The 21957-nt window shown below is 48.0% G+C and carries 22 protein-coding genes; 9 read left to right on the top strand and 13 right to left on the bottom strand.

Annotated features, from left to right (window positions below; all coding sequences use genetic code 11):
* The first annotated feature begins 41 nt into the window (after positions 1-41).
* Complete coding sequence (locus ICN42_RS00365; protein WP_216249278.1) at positions 42-782, top strand: alpha/beta hydrolase; 741 nt, start codon at positions 42-44, stop codon at positions 780-782.
* A gap of 6 nt (positions 783-788) precedes the next feature.
* On the opposite strand, the gene ICN42_RS00360 is transcribed toward ICN42_RS00365, so the two are convergent.
* Both ICN42_RS00360 and ICN42_RS00355 read right to left on the bottom strand, forming a co-directional pair.
* Positions 789-1244 carry a DUF192 domain-containing protein gene (locus tag ICN42_RS00360; RefSeq protein ID WP_216249274.1) on the bottom strand — a complete coding sequence of 152 codons (456 nt, stop codon included), beginning with the start codon at positions 1242-1244 and terminating at the stop codon, positions 789-791.
* Positions 1245-1366: 122 nt separating this feature from the next.
* Complete coding sequence (locus ICN42_RS00355) at positions 1367-1570, bottom strand: cold-shock protein (RefSeq protein ID WP_011903586.1); 204 nt, start codon at positions 1568-1570, stop codon at positions 1367-1369.
* 275 nt (positions 1571-1845) lie between these two features.
* On the opposite strand from ICN42_RS00355, the gene clpS reads away from it, so the two are divergent.
* Together clpS and clpA are read left to right on the top strand one after the other, a co-directional pair.
* Positions 1846-2202: an ATP-dependent Clp protease adapter ClpS gene (gene clpS / locus ICN42_RS00350; RefSeq protein ID WP_062310600.1), complete on the top strand. Its 357-nt coding sequence runs from the start codon at positions 1846-1848 to the stop codon at positions 2200-2202.
* The gene (clpA, locus tag ICN42_RS00345) at positions 2199-4505 is read left to right on the top strand and encodes an ATP-dependent Clp protease ATP-binding subunit ClpA (protein ID WP_216249271.1); all 2307 of its coding nucleotides are present in this window, start codon (positions 2199-2201) and stop codon (positions 4503-4505) included. The genes clpS and clpA overlap by 4 nt, the downstream gene beginning before the upstream one ends.
* Before the next feature lie 59 nt (positions 4506-4564).
* Here clpA and dut read toward each other — a convergent pair whose 3' ends face one another.
* From dut to ICN42_RS00320, 5 genes are read right to left on the bottom strand one after another with little or no spacing between them, the layout of a single operon-like run.
* Positions 4565-5014: a dUTP diphosphatase gene (gene dut, locus ICN42_RS00340; RefSeq protein ID WP_216249270.1), complete on the bottom strand. Its 450-nt coding sequence runs from the start codon at positions 5012-5014 to the stop codon at positions 4565-4567.
* 46 nt (positions 5015-5060) lie between these two features.
* The gene (gene coaBC / locus ICN42_RS00335; RefSeq protein ID WP_216249267.1) at positions 5061-6272 is read right to left on the bottom strand and encodes a bifunctional phosphopantothenoylcysteine decarboxylase/phosphopantothenate--cysteine ligase CoaBC; all 1212 of its coding nucleotides are present in this window, start codon (positions 6270-6272) and stop codon (positions 5061-5063) included.
* Positions 6273-6281: 9 nt separating this feature from the next.
* Positions 6282-6776, bottom strand: coding sequence for a signal peptidase II (lspA, locus tag ICN42_RS00330; protein ID WP_216249265.1), 495 nt, complete (start codon positions 6774-6776; stop codon positions 6282-6284).
* 26 nt (positions 6777-6802) lie between these two features.
* Positions 6803-9682, bottom strand: coding sequence for an isoleucine--tRNA ligase (gene ileS / locus ICN42_RS00325; protein ID WP_370626010.1), 2880 nt, complete (start codon positions 9680-9682; stop codon positions 6803-6805).
* On the bottom strand, positions 9657-10607 hold the full coding sequence (locus tag ICN42_RS00320; RefSeq protein WP_216249260.1) for a bifunctional riboflavin kinase/FAD synthetase: 951 nt from the start codon (positions 10605-10607) through the stop codon (positions 9657-9659). Before ICN42_RS00320 ends, ileS begins: the two co-directional genes overlap by 26 nt.
* 51 nt (positions 10608-10658) lie before the next feature.
* Here ICN42_RS00320 and purN point away from each other — a divergent pair, with 51 nt between their 5' ends.
* The 3 genes from purN to ICN42_RS00305 are packed head-to-tail and all read left to right on the top strand — an operon-like array spanning position 10659 to position 14091.
* A complete protein-coding gene (purN, locus tag ICN42_RS00315) occupies positions 10659-11288 on the top strand; it encodes a phosphoribosylglycinamide formyltransferase (protein ID WP_216249257.1) in 630 nt (209 codons plus the stop codon).
* Entirely contained in the window at positions 11285-12862 is a 1578-nt protein-coding gene (locus ICN42_RS00310; RefSeq protein ID WP_216249254.1) for an RsmB/NOP family class I SAM-dependent RNA methyltransferase, read from the top strand. The genes purN and ICN42_RS00310 overlap by 4 nt, the downstream gene beginning before the upstream one ends.
* Before the next feature lie 29 nt (positions 12863-12891).
* Complete coding sequence (locus ICN42_RS00305; RefSeq protein WP_255539191.1) at positions 12892-14091, top strand: fatty acid desaturase; 1200 nt, start codon at positions 12892-12894, stop codon at positions 14089-14091.
* 79 nt (positions 14092-14170) lie between these two features.
* Here ICN42_RS00305 and rpmG read toward each other — a convergent pair whose 3' ends face one another.
* The 3 genes from rpmG to radC form a co-directional block, all read right to left on the bottom strand.
* Positions 14171-14338: a 50S ribosomal protein L33 gene (rpmG, locus tag ICN42_RS00300; protein WP_015421876.1), complete on the bottom strand. Its 168-nt coding sequence runs from the start codon at positions 14336-14338 to the stop codon at positions 14171-14173.
* A gap of 11 nt (positions 14339-14349) precedes the next feature.
* Positions 14350-14583 (bottom strand): 50S ribosomal protein L28, encoded by a 234-nt coding sequence (gene rpmB, locus ICN42_RS00295; RefSeq protein ID WP_011903570.1) that lies wholly within the window; start codon positions 14581-14583, stop codon positions 14350-14352.
* Between the two features lie 144 nt (positions 14584-14727).
* Positions 14728-15423 (bottom strand): DNA repair protein RadC, encoded by a 696-nt coding sequence (radC, locus tag ICN42_RS00290; protein ID WP_370625988.1) that lies wholly within the window; start codon positions 15421-15423, stop codon positions 14728-14730.
* Between the two features lie 30 nt (positions 15424-15453).
* Here radC and ICN42_RS00285 point away from each other — a divergent pair, with 30 nt between their 5' ends.
* Positions 15454-15900: a peptidylprolyl isomerase gene (locus ICN42_RS00285; protein ID WP_216249233.1), complete on the top strand. Its 447-nt coding sequence runs from the start codon at positions 15454-15456 to the stop codon at positions 15898-15900.
* A 3-nt stretch (positions 15901-15903) separates the two neighbouring features.
* Positions 15904-16869 carry a 4-hydroxy-3-methylbut-2-enyl diphosphate reductase gene (gene ispH, locus ICN42_RS00280; protein ID WP_216249230.1) on the top strand — a complete coding sequence of 322 codons (966 nt, stop codon included), beginning with the start codon at positions 15904-15906 and terminating at the stop codon, positions 16867-16869.
* A 56-nt stretch (positions 16870-16925) separates the two neighbouring features.
* Here ispH and ICN42_RS00275 read toward each other — a convergent pair whose 3' ends face one another.
* Positions 16926-18119 (bottom strand): acetylornithine transaminase, encoded by a 1194-nt coding sequence (locus tag ICN42_RS00275; protein WP_216249228.1) that lies wholly within the window; start codon positions 18117-18119, stop codon positions 16926-16928.
* Between the two features lie 43 nt (positions 18120-18162).
* Entirely contained in the window at positions 18163-19203 is a 1041-nt protein-coding gene (locus tag ICN42_RS00270) for a 2Fe-2S iron-sulfur cluster-binding protein (protein ID WP_216249227.1), read from the bottom strand.
* 36 nt (positions 19204-19239) lie between these two features.
* On the opposite strand from ICN42_RS00270, the gene ICN42_RS00265 reads away from it, so the two are divergent.
* Positions 19240-20127, top strand: a complete 888-nt coding sequence (locus tag ICN42_RS00265) for an SDR family oxidoreductase (RefSeq protein WP_216249224.1) — start codon at positions 19240-19242, stop codon at positions 20125-20127.
* Here ICN42_RS00265 and ICN42_RS00260 read toward each other — a convergent pair.
* Positions 20108-21880 carry a glutamine--tRNA ligase/YqeY domain fusion protein gene (locus ICN42_RS00260; RefSeq protein WP_216249222.1) on the bottom strand — a complete coding sequence of 591 codons (1773 nt, stop codon included), beginning with the start codon at positions 21878-21880 and terminating at the stop codon, positions 20108-20110. The two genes, ICN42_RS00265 and ICN42_RS00260, sit on opposite strands and share 20 nt — an antisense overlap.
* Positions 21881-21957 lie beyond the last annotated feature (77 nt).

Below are 21957 nucleotides of genomic sequence, written 5' to 3'. Positions count from 1 at the left end.
ACGGGTGGTTTTTTCATTTGAATCCGTGTAAAAAAGAGAATATGAAGCCGACTCACATACTCTTTTTTCTGGGACTCATATTTTCTACTCTCGCGAGTGCGCAGGTATTTGATATTCCGTACAAGGATGATGCACCCACAAAAACATTACTCATCCCAACTCAAAATGCCAAGGCAGTAGTTTTATTATTTCCTGGCGGTGGGGGCATGTTGCACTTACAAGAGGATGGATCAAGTACGAACTTCCATACTTTTGTGCGCTCTCAGAACTTATGGGCTCAATATGGAATAGATGCTGTATTGGTGGATACGCCCTATGACTTGGGTGGCGGAATGCGAAACTCCAGATCCATTAGGGATCACCAGCAAAGAATTCTGAATGTCGTGCGTTATTACAAAGAGAAGTTCAATTTACCTGTCTGGATTTTTGGGCACAGCATGGGAACTGTGAGTGTCACCGAGTTTGTCAACGGCGGAAAAGAACAGGTGGCGCTAATTTCTGGAGTGATTGTGGCTGGTACTTATCGGTCGGCTTCAGTTGATTCTGATGTTAGTGTGCCAGTCATGGGCATTCATCATGTGGAAGATGGCTGTGCAAATACTCCGTTTTCCGCATCTGAAGACATTATTAAAAGTAGACCTAGTAAATCTCCGTCTCAGTTCATTGCGATGGAGGGCGGTAGTAGCGAGGGTGATGTGTGCGGTTCAAAGGCCTATCACGGCTTCAACCAAAAAGAGCCTGAGTTTATTAAGGCTGCAGCGCAATTTATTCTCAAGAACTAAACGGCATCATTTCTTAGGTAGCCCCTGCACCACAGTGCCTGGGGTGATAAGCCTTTCGGAAAACCATTGCTTATTCATCTCTAACGCATAACGTACAGCCGCTTTAGGGCAGTGATTGTTGGTAGTCTCTGCTTGCATCTCTTCGATATTGACGATCTTGCCATCATCGGCAATAAATGCAATCGATAAAGGAATTTTGGTGTTATTCATCCAGAAGCAATGGCCTGCTTTTTGCTCGAAGATAAACAGCATGCCGGAGTTGGTGGGCATGCTGGTGCGATTCATGAGTCCAACTTCACGAGCCTTAGGCGTATCGGCTAACTCTGCCTGAATACGATAGATGCCGGTCTTGAGCTCAATAGTGGGTAGGCCAATATTCTGCTGTGCAAAGGAAGTCGATGAAAATATGCCAGCGATTACTGCCAGTGAAAAAATACATGGTTTGATGTTGAGTAAGCGCATGGTGTTCTGAGAGTTCTGTGAAGGTGTGGGTAATTCTAAGGCAGGGCTAGTGCGAGCAGAAAATACAGACGAAAAAAATCCCAGGAACTAGTCCTGGGATTTTAGTAATGATCTAAAGCAGATTAAGCTGCTTGGATATTAGTAGCTTGTTTGCCTTTAGGGCCTTGGGTAATATCAAACGTTACCTTTTGGTTTTCCTTGAGGGTTTTGAACCCAGGCATTGTGATTGCGCTGAAATGCGCAAACAACTCTTCTTCACCATCATCAGGTTTGATAAAGCCAAAACCTTTTGCATCATTGAACCACTTAACAATTCCGGTCGCCATGCGAACTCCATTACATAAACTTAAAACAACCGTGATGAGGGTGAATACTTTTTAATCAGTCTCGCTCTACAACACGCCTAAATAGGACTTCAAATAAAGCCTACCCCCTGATTGTTTGCCCTTTATGGTGGGGTGTCAAGGGGTTAGGCAAAGATAGTTACTAGTAATACCCCCTTTTTTTATCGAAAAATGCCCCAATATGGGGTTAAGAGCCCTTTCTTGATGGTTTTTTGCAACAAAGCCCTCAAATCCAAATTTTTATATCTGTGTTTAGAATGTTTCTCATGAGTCGTACAACGAAAAATCCCACGGTTGGTAATCCAAACAACCCCCATATTGAAGACACCATCCTTCTCGAAAAGCAGGCCGAGAAACTAAAGGCGCCTTCAATGTATAAAGTTTTACTATTGAATGACGATTACACGCCCATGGAATTTGTGGTGATGGTCATTCAGGAGTATTTTAATAAGGATCATGAGACAGCTACACGGATCATGTTGCAGGTTCATTTAGTTGGCAAAGGCATTTGCGGTGTATTCACGCGTGATGTTGCTGCAACAAAAGTGCATCAAGTTATCGAGCTCTCCCGCGAAGCGGGTCACCCACTACAGTGCACTATGGAGGAAGCATGATTGCCCAGGAACTAGAAGTCAGTTTGCACATGGCGTTTGTTGATGCGCGAGCTTCAAGACATGAATTTATTACGGTGGAGCATTTGCTTGCCGCTTTGCTAGACAACGCAACAGCAGTGGAGGTATTAAAAGCCTGTGCTGTCAATATCGCTGAGCTACGCGCGCAGCTTAAAAATTTTATCAATGACAACACGCCTGTTGTCCCTGGTAATGATGAGGTTGATACCCAGCCAACCTTAGGTTTCCAGCGTGTAATTCAGCGCGCCATCATGCATGTGCAATCGACCTCAAATGGTAAGAAAGAAGTTACTGGAGCTAACGTGCTCGTTGCTATCTTTGGTGAAAAAGATTCTCATGCGGTTTACTTTTTGCAGCAGCAAGGTGTAACGCGTTTAGACGTGGTGAACTTCATCAGCCATGGTGTGCGCAAGGATCAAACCGAGCATGTCAAACCTGCTGAATCTACTCAAGAGACTGAGGAGGCTGGCTCTAGCGGTAAAGAGAGTCCTTTGGAGCAATATACCCAGAACCTCAATGTACTGGCTAAACAGGGCAAGATTGATCCACTCATCGGCCGCGATAGTGAAGTTGAGCGCGTGATTCAAGTGCTGTGCCGTCGCCGTAAAAACAATCCGCTATTGGTAGGTGAGGCTGGCGTAGGTAAGACCGCAATTGCTGAAGGTCTAGCTTGGCGCATTGTGAAGGGTGATGTTCCTGAGATCTTGGCTGATGCCACAGTCTATTCATTGGATATGGGTGCGTTATTGGCAGGTACTAAGTACCGTGGAGATTTTGAGCAACGCTTGAAGAGCGTCCTGAAATCTTTAAAAGACAGTGCGCATGGTGTTTTATTTATCGATGAGATCCATACTTTAATTGGGGCTGGCGCTGCATCGGGTGGCACATTAGATGCAAGCAATTTATTAAAGCCCGCACTCTCTAATGGCCAGCTCAAATGTATTGGTGCAACCACCTTTACTGAGTACCGCGGCATCTTTGAAAAAGATGCGGCACTATCACGTCGCTTCCAAAAGGTGGATGTAGTTGAGCCAACCGTAGATCAGACTGTGCAAATCTTGCGTGGCCTTAAGTCACGCTTTGAAGAGCATCATGGCGTGAAATACGCATCTGCTGCTTTGGTAGCTGCCGCTGAACTTTCTTCGCGCTACATCAATGACCGTCATTTGCCAGATAAAGCAATCGATGTGATTGATGAGGCTGGTGCCGCGCAACGTATTTTGCCGAAGTCCAAACAGAAGAAAACCATTGGTCGCCCAGAGATTGAGGAGATCGTAGCGAAGATTGCCCGTATACCGCCACAGTCTGTAACCGTGGACGATCGCAGTAAATTGCAAACACTAGATCGCGATATTAAGAGCGTAGTGTTTGGTCAGGATCCTGCCATTGAGGCCTTGGCGAGTGCTATCAAGATGACTCGTGCAGGTCTTGGCAAGATCGATAGACCGATTGGTTCATTCTTATTCTCTGGCCCAACTGGTGTCGGTAAGACTGAAGTCGCCAAGCAGCTTGCGTATATCTTGGGGATTGAGCTTTTGCGCTTTGACATGTCCGAGTACATGGAGCGTCATGCTGTCAGCCGTTTAATTGGCGCGCCTCCTGGCTATGTTGGCTTTGATCAAGGCGGCTTGTTAACTGAGGCCGTGAATAAGAAACCGCATTGCGTTCTCTTGCTTGATGAGATTGAAAAAGCGCATCCAGATATTTTCAATATCCTCTTGCAGGTAATGGATCACGGTACTCTTACAGATAACAATGGTCGTAAGACGGATTTCCGTAACGTCATCATCATCATGACAACCAATGCTGGTGCCGAAGCGATGCAGAAGTCCACTATTGGCTTTACCAATGCGCGCGAGTCTGGTGATGAGATGGCTGATATTAAGAAGTTCTTCACGCCAGAGTTCCGCAACCGTTTAGATGCGATTGTCTCCTTCAAAGCGCTTGATGAAAGCATCATCATGCGCGTAGTTGATAAGTTCTTGATGCAGTTGGAAGAGCAGCTGCACGAGAAGAAGGTAGATGCAACGTTTAGCTCAGTATTACGCGCGCATTTAGCTAAACATGGCTTTGACCCACTCATGGGTGCAAGACCAATGCAGCGCATTATTCAGGATACGGTTCGTAAAGCGCTTGCTGATGAATTGTTATTTGGTAAGTTGGCACAAGGCGGTCATGTGGCAGTCGATATTGATGCCGATGGAAAAGTTCAGCTTCAGTTTGATGCGCCGGTGATTCCGGGTAAGCGACCAAAGGCAGATTTAGCCCCGGTCGAGGAGATTTAACTAACAATAAAAAACCACCTTCGGGTGGTTTTTTATTCTGTAGCACTGATGAAGTTAAATCAACTGCGTCCTGTACTTCCAAAGCCACCGGCCCCACGACTACTTTCGGTGAACTCTTCGACCACTTTGAGTTCTACCTGTTGCACCGGCATGACTACTAGCTGAGCTAAGCGCTCCATGGGCTCAAGTTTGAATGCTGTAGAGCTACGGTTCCAAGTGCTGACCATCAATTGACCCTGGTAATCCGAGTCAATTAAGCCTACTAAATTTCCTAGGACGATTCCATGCTTATGGCCCAGACCGGAGCGCGGGAGGATGAATGCCGCATAGCGCGGATCTTCAACATAGATCGCTAAACCTGTTGGGACCAAGACTGTTTGTCCTGGAGCAATTTCAATAGCCTCGTCAATGCAAGCGCGCAAATCTAAACCAGCGCTTCCTGGAGTTCCATAAGCGGGAAGTTGATCGCGCATACGCTCATCGAGAATTTTTACTTGAAGTTGTTGCATGGAATTTCCTAAAGCTAAATAAATTGAAATAAAAGCGAGAGTGATGCTAGATTTTTTTGGCCACCAGCTGAATGAGTTGGCGTGCTAGCTGAAGTTTTTGAGCTTTTGCTATTTTCTTGCTACCCGTTTCGTCGATGATGAGCAGTTGGTTGAGATCGCTACCAAAAGTATCTGGGCCAATATTGCCAACGACCATTGGAATGCCTTTGCGCTTGCGTTTCTCTTCGGCATGTTTTTGGAGATCGTTGGATTCAGCTGCGAAACCAACGCAGTACGGGTGTGACTTGCCACCTTTAGTCTTTACTGTCTTAGCAAGGTCAGCCAGGATGTCGGGATTGGCGACGAACTCTAAGCTTGGAGCTTGCTTGCCCTGGCGCTTCATCTTTTCTTTGGCCGGCTTAGCAATGCCCCAGTCAGCGACTGCGGCAACGGCAAAGAAGATGTCGCAATCAGCGGATTGCATGGTTGCTGCATGCATTTCTTTGGCGCTGACTACATTGGTGCGCGTAATTTTCCCAGTAGCGGCTAAGGGGGTATCTAAATCGCAAGGGCCTGCTATCAGGTGAACCTCTGCTCCAGCCTCAATTGCTGCGCGTGCGATCGCAAAGCCCATCTTGCCTGAGCTACGGTTGGTGATGCCGCGTACAGGATCAATAGCTTCAAAGGTGGGGCCTGCGGTAATAAGTACCCGCTTGCCCATCAAAGGTTTTTTCTGGAAGAAGGCAACGAGTTGCTCGGTAATTTCTGCTGGCTCAAGCATTCTCCCAAAGCCGACTTCGCCGCATGCCTGAAAGCCACTTGCTGGACCCAGTAGGGAGACTTTATCTGCCATGAGTCGCTCGACACTTCGTTGTGTTGCCGCGTGCTCCCACATCTGTTTGTTCATAGCGGGGGCTAGCAGGAGTGGGCAGTCCCTTGCAAGGCAAAGTGTGGTGAGTAAGTCATCGGCCAAACCCAGAGAAAGCTTGGCCATGAGATCCGCGCTTGCTGGTGCAATCAAAATCGCATCCGCAGCTCTTGAAAGCTCAATGTGCGCCATGTTGTTGGCAATACTGCTATCCCATTGGCTGGTGTAGACCGGATTACCGGTCAATGCTTGCATAGTCACAGGTGTTACAAACTGCTGAGCAGCTTCTGTCATGACCACTTGGATGCTGGCACCTTCCTGCATCAATTGACGTGCAAGCTCAGCCGACTTATAGGCCGCAATACCACCAGAAATGCCGAGAACGATTTTCTTATTGAGAAGTGATTGCATGGCGCCAGCTTACTGGGGTTGAGAGGTTTTGCCAAATGACTTGCGTAACTCGCCCCAAATGATGAGGGCTGCTCCGATGCAAATAGCGCTATCAGCGATATTGAATGCGGGCCAATGCCAGTTGGCGTAATGCAGGTCAATAAAGTCCACTACAGCGCCATACATGATGCGATCAAGGACATTGCCTAGCGCGCCACCCAAAATAAGGCTGAGAGCCCAGCAAAGCATCTTGTCCCCCAAACTCTTGCGGATTAACCAAACGATATACGCTGAGGCTAGCAAACCTAGGGCGGTAAAGAACCAGCGTTGCCAACCTGAGCCCTGCGCTAAAAATGAAAATGCTGCGCCTGGGTTGAAAAGTAAGAGCCAGTTCATGAACGGCAAAATAGGTTCAGGTACCCCCAGCTGTAAATGACTTAATGCGGACCATTTGCTCAGTTGGTCTAGCAAAATCGTCACGATCGCAATCGCTAGATAACGAAGAAAAGAAAGATTTGCGCTCATGATTTTGTAGCGGTTCGTTTGCTTGATTATGCAAACAAGCGCGCTTCACCATCTCCAAAAAGATTGCTGATGCAACGGCCACATAACTCTGGATGCTCAGTACTGGCACCAACATCTTGAGTGTGATGCCAGCAACGGCCGCATTTCTTATACTGGCTGCCACGAACGAGAACTTCGAGACCTGCATTGCTGAGCTCTACGTTGGCGCTGGAGGTGATGGTTACAAAGCGCAAGTCATCTTCGAGTGAGTGCAGAATTGCAAAATCAACATCACCTACTTTAATAGTGAGTTCCGCCTGCAAAGATGAGCCTACGTTGCCAGCTTCGCGTTCAATCTCAATCGCCTTGGTTACTTCAGAGCGAATTTCTCGAATACGGTTCCACTTGGCGAGAAGCTCGGTAGCTTGGTCGATTTCCGGGAAAGCGCTGAATTCTTCCATGAAGATCGACTCGTTGACCTTTTCATTCGCACCATGCGGGAAAGATAGCCAGGCTTCCTCAGCGGTAAAGGAGAGGAAGGGTGCTAGCCATTTGAGTAGGTTGCGGGTGATGTGGAAAAGGGCGTTTTGTGCTGCACGACGTTCTTTCGAGTCCGGTGCACTCGTATACAGTCGATCTTTCAGAATATCTAAGTAGAAGCCACCTAAATCTTCTGAGCAGAAAGTGAGCATACGCGCAACTGCGGGTTGGAATTCATAAGCCTGGTAGTGCGCTTGAACGTCTTGCTGTAACTGATTGGCGAGTGCAATGGCATAGCGATCAATCTCTAGCCATTCACTAGCGGGCATCGCATGTTGGCTTGGATCAAAGTCAGACAGATTGGCTAACAAGAAGCGCAATGTATTGCGAATACGACGATAGCTTTCTACTACCCGTTTCAAGATTTCGTCAGAGATAGTCATCTCGCCAGAGTAGTCGGTAGACGCAACCCAGAGACGAATAATTTCAGCGCCTAACTTATCGGCAACTTGCTGCGGGGCAATGACGTTACCTACGGATTTACTCATCTTGCGGCCTTGGCCATCAACGGTAAAGCCGTGGGTTAGAAGCGCTTTGTATGGTGGCTTGCCATCGAGCATAGCGCCTGTGAGTAAGGAGGAGTGGAACCAGCCACGATGCTGGTCCGAGCCCTCAAGGTAAAGGTCAGCTAAACGACCATCTGCATTCTCGGCTTCGGGACGATAGAGTTCATTGCGATGCGAGCCACGAATGACGTGCCAATGTGTAGTGCCAGAATCAAACCAAACGTCCAAGGTGTCGCGATTCTTTTCATATTGGGTAGCTTCTTCACCAAGCAGTTCTGCCACTTCGAGTTTTTGCCAGGCCTCAATACCTTCTTTTTCAACACGCTTGGCAATTTCCTCCAGCAGTTCAACTGTGCGAGGGTGTGGCTCACCACTTTCCTTATGAACAAAGAAAGCCATCGGTACACCCCATTGGCGTTGACGTGACAAAGTCCAATCAGGCCGGTTGGCAATCATGCTATTCAAGCGCTGCTTGCCCCAGGCTGGGAAGAATTCGGTATTTTCAATGCCTGCAATCGCAGTATCTCTCAAGCTGGCACTGCCATCAGATGGCTTCTTATCCATGCTCGCAAACCACTGTGAAGTTGCGCGGTAAATAATCGGGGATTTGTGACGCCAGCAGTGCATATAAGAGTGGGTATAGGTCTTATCTCGCAAGAGACTTCCTGCTTCACGCATTGCTTCCACAATCTTCGGATTCGCTTTCCAAATATATTCATTTGCAAAGAGTGGCAACCAGGATGCGTAGACACCATTACCCATAACTGGATTGAGAATGTCTTTATCCGCAAGCTTGTTTGCTTTGCAGGACTTAAAGTCCTCCTCGCCATAGGCTGGTGCAGAGTGCACTACACCAGTACCAGTATCTAAGGTGACGTATTCAGCGGGGTAGACTGGTGAGAGGCGTTTGTAGCCTTCGTGCAGCGGAGCGAGGGGATGCCAGAAAGAAATGTTGGCTAGCTCACTACCCAAACAAGTACCAATCACTTTCCCTTCAAGGCCAAAATCTTGCAAACAAATTTCTACACGGTCTTTTGCCAAGATAAGTAATTTGTCGCCAGTATCTACTAGCGCGTAACTGAGTTCGGGGTGAACATTAAGCGCTTGGTTCGACGGAATCGTCCAAGGAGTTGTTGTCCAAATCACGATCATTCCAGGTTTGGCTGGGATATCAGATAGACCAAATGCTTTTGCGAGTTGTGGGCGCTGCGCATCATCAAAGGCAAAGCCAACATCTACTGTCGGATCAGTCTTGTCTTGGTATTCCACTTCAGCTTCAGCCAGCGCGGAGCCACAGTCAAAACACCAGTTCACTGGCTTTAAGCCACGGAAAACATAACCCTTTTCCCAGATCTTCCCAAGAGCACGAATTTCATCGGCTTCATTGCGGAAGTTCATAGTGAGGTAGGGGTTATTCCAATCACCCAACACGCCTAAGCGCTCAAAGTCTTTCTTCTGCTTGTCTACTTGCACCTTAGCGTAAGCACGCGCTTTCGATTGGACTTCAGCAGTGGGTAAATTTTTACCAAATTCTTTTTCAATCTGAATCTCAATCGGCATGCCGTGGCAATCCCAGCCTGGGACATATACAGAGTCAAAGCCCATCAACCAGCGGGACTTCACAATCATGTCTTTCAGAATCTTATTTACCGCATGACCAATATGGATATCACCATTTGCATAAGGAGGGCCATCATGCAAAATAAATTTCGGTTGATTGGCATGCGCTGCACGAATCTTTTCGTAGAGTTTATTTTTCTGCCATTGAGCAACCCATTGAGGCTCTCGCCTAGGAAGATCTCCCCGCATTGGAAATGAGGTCTCAAGTAGATTGACGGAGTATGAGTTTTCTTTTTCAGACATAAGATTTTTTCTGGAAATAATTTCTGGCATGCGCTGCATCAGATGCAATCGCTTGGGTAAGGGTGTCGAGGTCGGAGTACTTCGCCTCATCGCGAATTTTTTCTAAGAGTTCTACGGTAATGATTTTTCCGTAGACATCGGCGTCGTAATCAAAGATGTGTGTTTCAAGAAGAACGCGACCTTCGTCTTCGACTGTTGGTCTAACGCCAAGACTAGCTACAGCTGGCAGTGGTTTATCGCCAAGTCCCACCACCTGTGCGGTAAAGATGCCAGAACAGGCTGGTTTGCGGTGATGCAGGTGGCTGGCAACGGCGAGGTTCAAAGTCGGGAAACCTAAAGTGCGCCCGAGTTTTTGTCCATGAATCACGTGACCAGAAATACCATAGGGGCGACCTAATAATTTACTAGCTTGATCCATGTTCCCATTGGCCAATGCATTACGTAATGCTGAGCTGGAAATTCTTTCACCATCCTCAAGTACGGTATGAATACTGGAAACTTCAAAACCATATTTTTCACCAGCTGCTTTGAGGCTCGCAAAGTTGCCGACACGTTTTGCGCCATAGCAAAAATCATCTCCAATCAAAATCCACTGAGCGTTAAGTTGTTTGACAATGATTTCAGAAACAAATTCTTCAGGCGTGAGTCGAGCAAATGCAGCATTGAAATGTTCAACTACAACGCGATCGATGCCGATATCCGCGAAGGCGGCAAGTTTGTCGCGCAAATTGAGAATACGTGGTGGCGCTTGTTCCGGAGAAAAGAATTCCTTCGGATGCGGCTCGAAAGTCATGACGCAGCTAACTAGTCCACGTTCTTGAGCGCCATCCTTCAGTTGCTTGAGCAGGGCGCGATGACCCCTGTGCACGCCATCGAAATTACCGATGGTTAAGGCACAAGCTGGTCCTGCAGAAAACTGGGTAGGGCCACGGAATACGTTCACTAAATCGCTTTCAGGGTCGCTTTCGGGGTAACCATCAATTATATTGTGGGCATGCCATCTATCGTCACCTTAATCTCAGGCCGCGGATCTAATTTCGAGGCCATCGTCAAAACAGCTCAAAAAGAGCAGTGGCCAGTCACTTTTGCCGGGGTAATTGCTAATCACTCTGCGGCTAAGGGCCTTGATTTTGCTCGCTCCCAAGGTATTCCAGCTTTTGCCATTGAGCACCGAGAGCATGCCACCCGCGAGTCCTTTGATGCCGCCCTCATCGAGAAAATCGATGAATTAGGGGCTGATTTGGTCGTTCTGGCGGGTTTTATGAGAATTCTGACCCCAGGCTTCATTCGCCATTTTGAGGGTCGCCTGATTAATATTCACCCTGCATTACTGCCAGCCTTCCCGGGATTACATACCCATGAGCGGGCTTTGGAGGCCGGAGTGACTGAACATGGTGCCAGCGTCCACTTTGTTACTGAGGGCGTGGACGAAGGCCCCATCATCTGCCAAGCCTCAGTTCCAGTGCTCCCAGGGGATGATGCGGATAGTTTGGCGGCACGAGTTTTGGCTGCTGAGCATCAGATTTATCCGCGGGCCGTAAAATGGTTCCTAGATGGACGATTGCGAATAGTAGGTAATCAAGTTCAGGTTCAACCACCGGAGTCGCAATTAATAAAATTATGAGTAAAGAACGTTCCTCCCGCGGAGCCAGCTCCGGATCAAGATCCGGATCACGCTTAGGCCCACAAAAAAGTTACGCCGCTAAATCCAAAGATCCACAGCGTCGCCCAGAGCGTCGTAATGCGAGCGGTAACATCATTGCGCCTGAAGGCCAAAAAAACTTTTCTAATGCGAAGGCTTTGCCTCAGCATGCAATTCATTTGGAGCGCTTGCTTCCTGAGTTGCTCAATTTCGAGCAGCCGGCCGATCGTGTGGTGAGTCGCTACTTCCGCTCCGAGCCTCAATTAGGTAATCGTGATCGTGCCTTGATTGCAGAGAGTGCTTTTGCCATCCTACGCCGTAAAAATGAGTTCTCACAATTTGCTTCAAGCGGTGAAGGCTCACAGGCTAGACGCTTAGCCCTATTGGGTTTGGTGTCCGCCCTCTCCGAAGGTGGTCTAGGTTCAGCGAACCGTGCTGAGAGTGCGATTGCTGATCTTGCGCACGTACTCAAGACCGGTGAGTATGAGTGGTTGCAGCGTTTTGCAACAGTCGATCCATCAGCATTAAATCCATTGGTTCGCAATAATTTGCCTGAATGGCTTTGGGATGCCTTTGGAAAATATCCTGGCGAAGAATCTCGTGAGGCGTTGGCAAAATCGTTGATGCACCCAGCCCTTTTGGATTTGCGTGCAAACACCATGAAGACAACTCGTGAGCAATTGCTGGTAGAGATGAATGCCCTTGGCGGTCGTTATCAAGCAATCCCCACTCCGTACGCACCTGATGGTGTGCGCATTATGGGTAAGCCCGCTTTGCAAAATACAGTTGGTTTTAAAGCGGGAATGTTTGAGGTTCAAGACGAGGGTAGTCAGTTATTGGCTTACTTACTTGCCCCTAAGCGTGGTGAGATGGTGGTGGACTTTTGTGCCGGTGCTGGTGGTAAAACTTTAGCAATTGGGGCAATCATGCGCTCCACAGGCCGTTTGTATGCCCTGGATACGTCAGAACGTCGCTTGGCTAATTTAAAGCCACGACAGGCACGTAGCGGCCTCTCTAACGTCCATCCTGTCTGGATTGATAGTGAGAATGACGCCAAGATCAAGCGCTTGGCTGGCAAGATTGACCGCGTCCTAGTGGATGCCCCTTGTAGCGGTATGGGCACACTGCGACGTAACCCTGACCTGAAATGGCGTCAGACCCCCGAAGGCGTTCTGGAACTCAATCAAAAGCAAATGAATATCTTGGCTTCTGCAAGCCGCCTATTAAAGCCAGGCGGCCGCCTGGTTTACGCCACCTGCAGCTTGTTGCCACAAGAAAATCAACAAATTGCTGAAGATTTTCTGGCAAAACACCCTAATTTTGAGGCTGTTCCTGCTGCTGAAGTTCTTAAGCCATTGTTTCCAAAGGATAAAATGCCTTTGGGATGTAGTCCTGACAATCCTTGGTGGCAGTTATGGCCTCATATTCATGGTACGGATGGCTTCTTTGGGGCTGTTTTTCAGAAGAAAGCCGCTATTTCAGCGGTAACTGTCGATAAAGATGCCGAAAAGTCGGTAAAAGTCAAAAGCAAGAAAGCTGTTAAAGAACTAAAATAGGCTTTTAGATCTTTCTAGGGATGCCCCTTTTGAACACAGTTTCAGCTTCAGGTTTTGATTTATTCCTTAATTGGCTTTCTCACGGATACCTTAATTGGGCTTGGTGGCAAATCGTAGTCTTCACCTTGGTGGTGACGCACATCACGATTGCCGGGGTAACTATCTTTTTGCATCGTTGCCAAGCGCACCGTGCTTTGGATCTGCATCCCATCATGTCTCATTTCTTCCGGTTTTGGCTTTGGCTAACAACGGGCATGGTGACTAAAGAGTGGGCAGCCATTCATCGCAAGCATCATGCTAAGTGTGAAACTGTGGATGATCCGCATAGCCCTCAAGTACTTGGCATCAAGACTGTACTTGCTCGTGGTGCTGAGTTATATAAAAAAGAGTCGCACAATCAAGAGACCTTGGATAAGTTTGGTCATGGCACGCCAGATGATTGGCTTGAGCACAACATCTATTCAAAGTTCTCTTGGCAGGGTGTTGCCTTGATGTTGATCATCGATGTGTTCTTGTTTGGCGCAATTGGTTTGACGGTTTGGGCAGTGCAGATGCTGTGGATTCCTATTACTGCCGCCGGAATTATTAATGGCGTTGGCCACTATTTTGGCTATCGTAATTACGACTGTGAAGATGCATCAACCAATATTTTTCCTTGGGGCATTTTGATTGGTGGTGAAGAGTTGCATAACAACCATCACACCTTTGCTACCAGCGCTAAGCTCTCTAGCAAATGGTATGAGTTCGATATTGGCTGGATGTACATTCAGATGATGAGTGCCGTGGGCTTAGCTAAGGTGAAGAAGACTTCTCCTAAGCCAGTGCTGAGCGACTTGCGGCCTGCTGATCATGGAACGCTTGAGGCAATTATTGCCAACCGTTATGAAATCATGGCCCGGTATAGCAAGACCCTGAGCACTTTCTTTAGTAATGAAGTGCAGCATATGCAGGTATTGGCGGCTCACTTAAAAGACGCGCGCGCTTGGCTAGGTAAGGACGAGTCTCGTTTGACTATGGAAGAAAAAATCAAACTAGAAGAGTTAATGGCAAGTAACGCACAGCTACGCAAGATGATTGAGATGCGTCGTGATTTACAGGCCATCTGGAGTCGCTCTAATGCCACTGGTGACCAATTGCTGTCTCAGTTGCACGCTTGGTGTCACCATGCAGAAGAGAGCGGTCTATCGAGTTTGCGTGACTTCTCTTTAAGGCTGCGTCGATACGCATGAGAGAGAAATTGAAGACAATAAAAAACCCGCTGAGTTAGCGGGTTTTTTATTTACTGCAAATAAATATCGAATCGATAAATTACTTGAGCTTTGTTTCTTTGTAAGCAACGTGCTTGCGAATGGTTGGATCAAACTTCATGATCTCCATTTTCTCAGGCTTTGTACGCTTGTTTTTTGAAGTTGTGTAGAAGTGACCAGTACCTGCTGATGACTCTAACTTGATTTTTTCTCTGCCGCCTTTAGCCATTTGTGCGCTCCTTAAATTTCGCCACGTGCACGGAGATCAGACAACACAGCATCGATGCCGTTTTTGTCGATAACGCGCAAACCAGCATTGGTTAAGCGCAAGCTAATCCAACGGTTTTCAGATTCAACCCAGAAACGACGGTTTTGCAAATTCGGCAAAAAGCGACGCTTCGTTTTATTGTTTGCATGGGATACATTGTTGCCAACCATCGGCTTCTTCCCAGTGACTTGGCAAACTTTTGCCATGACATAACTCCATTAATTGCGAAAAAAGAAGATTGTATCAGTCTCCGAGCACTTTGATCTACCCCTAATTGGCTTTAGTTTGAAGGATTTGGCTTTCTGATGCCTTATATTACCTGAAAATGCTCAATAAGTTAGTGATTACTTCTAATTTAAGTCATTTTTCATAAGGCCTGCATCTGAGAATGAGAAAAAACCGCTATCACTCACAATACAGTGATCTAGTAGCGGAATATCAACCAACTGCAAGGCTTTAGCTAGCATCTTAGTTAATTCTCGATCAGCAATGCTGGGCAGCGGGTCTCCGCTGGGGTGATTGTGGGCCACGATAAGGGCGCTAGCGTTCCTGGCAAGTGCTTCCTTGAGGATTTCCCGGGGGTAGACTGCAGTATGGGTTAGGGAGCCCCTAAAGAGCTCCTGGCACTCAATCAGACATAGGCGGGAGTCGAGGTATAGGCAAAGGAAGACCTCGTGTGGCAGGCGTCCAAATCGGGCTTGCAAGAACTCTCTGACATAGCCTGGCGATGAGAAAACGGAATCTTGGGAGAGGGTTTCCTCGAGGCTACGCTTAACAAGCTCATAGGCAGACTGAATTTGGGACCATTTTGAAATACCCATGCCGTGAATCTGGGTTAATTCTTCTGAGGTGCAGGAGAGTAGGCGCGGCAAATTGCCAAAATGGTGGAGCAGGTCCTCAGCTAAAGCCACGGCAGTTTTACCTTTGACTCCAACACGCAGAAAGATTGCCAGTAGTTCGGCATCGCTGAGGGCTGCTGCTCCAAGGGCGCGCAGTTTCTCGCGAGGTTGCTCCATTTTTGGCCAATCCGTAATGGGTGAGTGCACGCTGGGGTCAGGCCTAGATACAATTACCTTATGACTAAGCTTACGGTTTTGCCCAACTCCTTCCTGACTCTGAACTATCGGCTCACTTTGCCTAGTGGGGATGATTACATCAATACTTTTATCGATCGTCCTGCGACGGTGCTGATGGGTTCGGGACAATTTGCGCCTTGTTTTGAAAAGGTATTAATCGGATTGGGTGTGGGTGAAAAGAAAAGCGCTTTACTGCCGCCCGAAGAAAGTTTTGGCGAACGTAAAGAGGAGTTAATTCAGTGGGTTTCTTTGGGCGCGCTCAAAGAAGGTCGCGATGATGATGCGGAATTTAATCCTGGTGACGTGATTGAATTTAATGCGCCTGGTGGCGCTCAATATGCTGGTGTATTGCAATCCATTAACGAAGAGGGTGCTTGGTTTGATTTCAATCATCCGTTGGCTGGAAGACCAGTTACTTTCGAAGCTGAAATCGTTGCGATTCTTTAAGCCATGAATAAACAAGTCACTGCGCAAACAAACGCAGAAAATACCGCGGAAATTTTGATGGCGCAGCCCCGCGGCTTTTGCGCAGGGGTTGATCGCGCAATCAATATTGTGAATGAAGCGCTGACACGTTTTGGCGCGCCAATTTATGTGCGTCATGAAATTGTTCACAATGCGTATGTTGTCAATGGCCTGCGTGAAAAAGGCGCCGTATTTGTGGATGAGCTGCATGAAGTACCCAAAGGCGGCATTGTGGTGTTTAGTGCCCATGGTGTTTCTCAAGAGGTGCGCCAAGATGCTGAGGCGCGCGGCTTGCAGGTGTATGACGCTACGTGCCCCTTGGTTACAAAGGTTCATCTTGAGGTCGTCAAGATGTGTAAGGATAGTTTTACGGTTTTGATGATTGGTCATGCGGGACATCCAGAAGTCGAAGGTACGATGGGGCAGGTCAATGAAGGTGTTCGCCTGATTGAAAAAGTAAGCGATGTGGCTAAGCTGCCTTTTGCCGAAAATGAAAAAATTGCTTTTGTAACGCAAACTACGCTCTCTGTAGATGAGACGAAGGAAATCGTTGACGCCTTAACTCAAAAATTTCCCAATATTGTTCAGCCTCGCAAGCAAGATATTTGCTATGCCACTCAAAATCGCCAAGATGCTGTGAAATTTATGGCGCCTCAGGTTGAGGTAGTTATTGTGGTGGGAAGTAAGGCAAGCTCGAACTCGAATCGCTTGCGTGAATTAGCTGAAAAACTCGGTGTACCAGCCTACATGGTGGATGCGCCAGAACAACTTCAAGCCGAATGGTTTGCAGGCAAAAAGCGGGTCGGCTTAACTGCGGGCGCATCAGCCCCTGAAAGCCTAGCGCTTTCAATTGTCGAAAAGATTCAAGAATTTGGCCCGCGGAGCATTCGCAACTTAGAGGGTGTTGTGGAAGATGTCACATTCTCACTACCAAAGAATTTGGTGGGCTAGCAAAAACTAAGGGGCTCAAGGCCCCTTAATTGCATTGCATTTTGTCTCTATGCTTTTTAGGCAACCTGCTTGAGTAGCTCTCTCAAGATGTTGCACATCTGAAGGATTTCATCGTCAGCCACATTAAGTGCTGGCATAAAGCGCAATAGATTCGGCCTTGGTGAGTTAATCAACAATCCTTCTGGGCCTCGATCGCGAGCTAGTTCAACCAGCTTGCCACCAATATCACTGCTGAGTATCAGAGCGCGCAAGAGTCCTTCCCCACGCTCACCCTGCAGATTAAATTCTGCAGAGATGGAAAGCAGTTCTTTGCTCAGCAGCTCGCCTTTTGCGCGCACTGCATTCAAAAATCCCGGCGCCAATAGCTGTTCGATCACACCGATACCTACCGCAGTCATTAGCGGATTGCCGTTATAAGTGCCGCCTTGATCGCCGGGTACAAAGCAAGCAACCGCATCTGTAGCCATTAGCGCCGCTAAAGGAACGCCACCACCAATACCTTTGCCTAAAGTCATAATGTCAGGCTCGATACCGTAATGCTGGTAGGCGAAAAGAGTGCCAGTTCGACCGCAGCCAGCTTGCACTTCATCTACGATCAACAGAATATTATTTTCTTTGGTGAACTTGCGTAGGCTTTGCATAAATTCTTTAGTGACAGGAATTACGCCGCCTTCACCTTGAACTGGCTCGAGCATTACTGCAACCGTTTTATCGGTCACCAATTTTTTGACGGACTCTAAATCATTTAAATCCGCCTTACAAAAGCCTGGAACTTGTGGGGCAAACATCGTATCCCAACCAGGTTTACCAGAGGCGCTCATAGTCGCTAAAGTACGACCATGAAAGCTGTGATCAAAGGTGATGATTTCAAAGGCACCCGCTTTATTCAGTTGCCCCCATTTGCGCGCTAATTTAATAGCGCCTTCATTGGCTTCAGCTCCGCTGTTGGCAAAGAATACTTTGTTAAAGCAACTGTTTTCTGTCAGCAGATTTGATAAACGAATCATGGGCTCGTTATAAAACGCGGGACTCGGATTGATGAGTTTCTGCGCTTGCGCATTGAGCGCTTCAATCATCCCAGGGTTGCTATGGCCCAGACAGTTCACTGCCCAACCTTGTAAAAAGTCTAGGTAACGCTTGCCATTGTTATCGGTGAGCCATGAGCCTTTACCCTCAACCATGACTAACTCTGGTCGTGGGGTAATAAACATCACTGAGTGGGCATCTACGGATTGGGCTGGCTTATTCATATCGTGTGCAGGATGAGATCTATTGAGGTTTCTATTATCGCGCTTAGTTTGTTGCAAGATCGGCGGCACTGGTAAAAGAGTCCGCAAAGAATTCTTCCTCAGGCAGTTTGCACTGTGATGAAAAGTCCTGGCGAGCCGCATTAACCATCACGGGGGCACCGCAGGCGTAGATCTGATATCGACTCATGTCAGGATGATCCGCCATGACGGCTTGATGAACAAAGCCCGTACGACCAATCCATTGATCCTCCGGGAGGGCATCTGAAATGACGGGGATGTATTTAAAGTCAGGCATATCCTTTGCCCATGACTGGCAGAGTGCATCAAGGTAGAGATCGCTCGGGCGCCGTCCACCCCAGTAAAGATGAATGGGGCGGTGGATTTTTTTGAGCTGCATTTGCTCGACGATTGATTTAATGGGTGCGAAGCCGGTGCCTGCCGCAACAAAGATGATGGGTTTCTTGGAGTCTTCCCTTAAAAAGAAGCTACCTAAAGGCCCTTCAAAACGTAGGATATCTTTTTCTTTTAATGCGGGTTCTTTTACGCCAAAGACAGAGTCGGTAAAGAGCCCACCTGGCAAATGCCGAATGTGCAGCTCAAGCGGGCCTTCTTGATCGGGGGCGTTAGCAATAGAGTAGGCGCGGCGCTGCCCATCTTTCAGTAGGAATTCTAAATACTGCCCAGCTAGAAATTGAAAGCGCTCAGCTGCTGGTAATTGCAATTTGAGAATCGTCACATCCGCACTAGGTTTTGAAATGGCATTCACCCGACAAGGCACTTTTCGGATGGCGATATCGCCAGCACCTTGAACTTCACGTACCTCAATGAGTAGGTCTGATTTGGCATGGGCGCAGCATAACAAGGTGCCGCCAGAGGCCTCATCAGCTGGACTTAAAGCGGCGGCACTATGCTGGCCATGCTCTACTTGACCTTCTAAAATCTTGCCTTTACAGGATCCGCAGGCGCCATTTTTACAGCCATACGGCAGGGTGATTCCCTGTTGTAAAGCTGCTTCCAGCAGGGTTTCATCCTGCTGTACGGTAAATTGTTTGCCGCTCGCCTTGAGCGTGACTTGGTAGGACACTCTCATTCCTTTCAATAAATCGTTACGATGTGACCTATGCAATCTTTTGGTAAATCTCGAATCCTGATCGTCGGCTGTGGTGACATTGGCCTCCGTGTTGCCAAGCAGCTTGCTCGCAGTCATCGCGTGTATGCCTTAACTTCCCAGAAAACGCGTTTTCAGGAGTTGAGAGCGGTTGGCGCGATTCCAATTTTGGGGGATCTGGATAAGCCCGATAGCTTGTGGCGCTTAAGTGGACTAGCGCAAACCGTGATCCACTTGGCACCACCCCAAAATGCAGGTCATCGCGATTGCCGAACTCGCAACCTCGTTCGAATTTTAGCCCAAGGCTCTGATACTGTTGGGCGCCTGATTTATGTGAGTACTACTGGTGTGTATGGGGATCACGCGGGTGCTAGGGTAAGCGAAGTGACGCCCGTCAACCCTCAAAGTGATCGAGCCAAGCGTAGGGTGGATGCAGAAAATTGCCTACGTCTTTGGGCGCCTTCTCACGGTGTGGTCCTTACTATCCTCCGTGTCCCTGGCATTTATGCTGCCGATCGATTGCCAGTTGAGCGTATTCAGGCGGGCACTCCTGCCTTAATTTCAGAGCAGGATGCTTACTCGAACCATATACAGAGTGATGATTTGGCAAGACTGGTTTGCGCTGCCGTGTATCACGGTAAGCCCCAGCGCATTATTAATGCCTGTGACGGCGGAGAAACCAAGATGGGTGATTACTTTGATGAGGTAGCGGATACGTTTGGTTTGGAGCGACCACCAAGGTTGCCAGCTGAGCAATTGGAGAAAATCGTATCCCCAATGCTCTGGTCTTTCATGCGAGAGTCGCGGCGCGTAAGCAATACGCGACTGCCAGAATTAAAAACCCCGCTACGCTATCCCAGCGTAGCAGAGTTCCTAAAAACTATTTCCAAGAATCCTTGAGTCCGGCTGTACGGTTAAACACTGGCTTACCAGGTGTTGAATCATTTTGATCGGCAACGAAGTAGCCGTGTCGCTCAAACTGAAAGCGATCTTCTGCTTTGGCATCTATCATGCAGGGCTCTAAGTACGCAGTAATTGTTTGCTTGGAGTTTGGGTTGAGAGCGTCTAAGAAATTCTTATCGCCACTATCTGGGTGCGGATCAGTAAATAGGTGATCGTAAAGACGCACTTGCGCGGGAATAGCCTCGGCCGCGCTCACCCAGTGAATATTCCCCTTCACCTTATAGTTATTTGAGCCAGGAGTACCACTCTTACTATCTGGGAAGTGGGTCGCATTGACTTGAATCACATTGCCATTAGCATCCACTTCAAAGCTAGTGCACTCAATCACAAAGCCATGACGCAAACGCACGCGTCCACCTGGCTGATCGCCAATCGGCGGATAGAGTCTGAAAAATCCCTTGACGGGTTCTTTCATAAAGTCATCTGCTTCAATCCACAATTCTTTTGTGAAATGAAACTCACGATTACCCCACTCTGGATGCTGGGGATGGCGCGGTGCTGAGCAAGGCTCGCTCGCAGCGGCATTAAAGTTTTCAATCACTAGTTTGAGTGGCTTGAGGACCGCTGTGGCCCGTGGAGCCTTGGCTTCGAGATCATCCCGAAGAGCTTGATCTAAGGTGCTCATATCGATCCAGCTATCCGCTTTAGAGACGCCAATGCGTTCGCAGAACAGACGAATACTCTCTGGCGTATACCCTCTGCGACGGATACCTACGATAGTTGGCATCCGGGGATCATCCCAGCCATCAACCTGTTTTTCTTCTACCAATTGCAGTAGCTTGCGCTTGCTGGTGATGGTGTAGGTTAAGTTGAGGCGGGCAAATTCATATTGATGTGGAACGGGATTTTTAAAGATTCCAAGCTCTGCTAACGAGGCAACAATCCAATCGTAGAGCGGGCGATTATTTTCAAACTCGAGAGTGCAAATGGAATGCGAAACATTTTCCAAGGCATCAGAAATACAGTGCGTGAAATCATATAAAGGGTAGATACACCACTTGCTACCGGTGCGGTGATGATCGGTATGGCGAATACGGTAGACCACAGGATCGCGCATAATAATATTGGGATGCGCCATGTCAATCTTCAGGCGTAGAACATGTTCACCATCTTTGTATTTGCCATCACGCATCTCACGGAACAAGGCAAGATTTTTATCGGGAGTTCGATCGCGGTAGGGGCTATTTTTTCCAGCTTGGCCAAAGTTGCCACGATTGGTGTGGATGTCATCTGCGCTTTGACTATCGACATAGGCTTTGCCATTCTGAATCAGAATTTCTGCAAACTCATAAAGTTGATCAAAGTAATCGCTCGCGTGATAAAGGTGTGCGCCCCAATCAAAGCCCAGCCATTTGACCGCATCCAAAATACTGTCAGCGTACTCAACATCTTCTTTGACTGGATTGGTATCGTCCAGGCGCATATTGCAACGTGCGCCACCTTCTTGATTGTTGTAGTCAGCGGCTAAGCCAAAGTTAAGGCAGATACTTTTGGCATGACCAATATGGAGGTATCCATTAGGCTCTGGTGGAAAGCGCGTAATGATGGAGGGGATGGCTTGACCATCGCGATTGCTGCGGTTCTGGTAGGCGCCACTCGCTAGGTCATGGTCGATGATCTGGCGCAAAAAGTTGGAGGGCTCAGCAACGGTGCTGGCAGGCGATTTAGATGGTTTGCTATCTTGGGACATGCGCCCATTGTAGAGAAAACCCCCACCCATAAAGAAAAAAGCCCGCAAACAACTGCGGGCTCGTTTCGGGGAAGCAT

It is taken from the genome of Polynucleobacter sp. 71A-WALBACH (genome assembly GCF_018882365.1).
In the GTDB taxonomy this organism is placed as follows: domain Bacteria; phylum Pseudomonadota; class Gammaproteobacteria; order Burkholderiales; family Burkholderiaceae; genus Polynucleobacter.
This window is presented reverse-complemented; position numbering and strand designations above follow the sequence as displayed.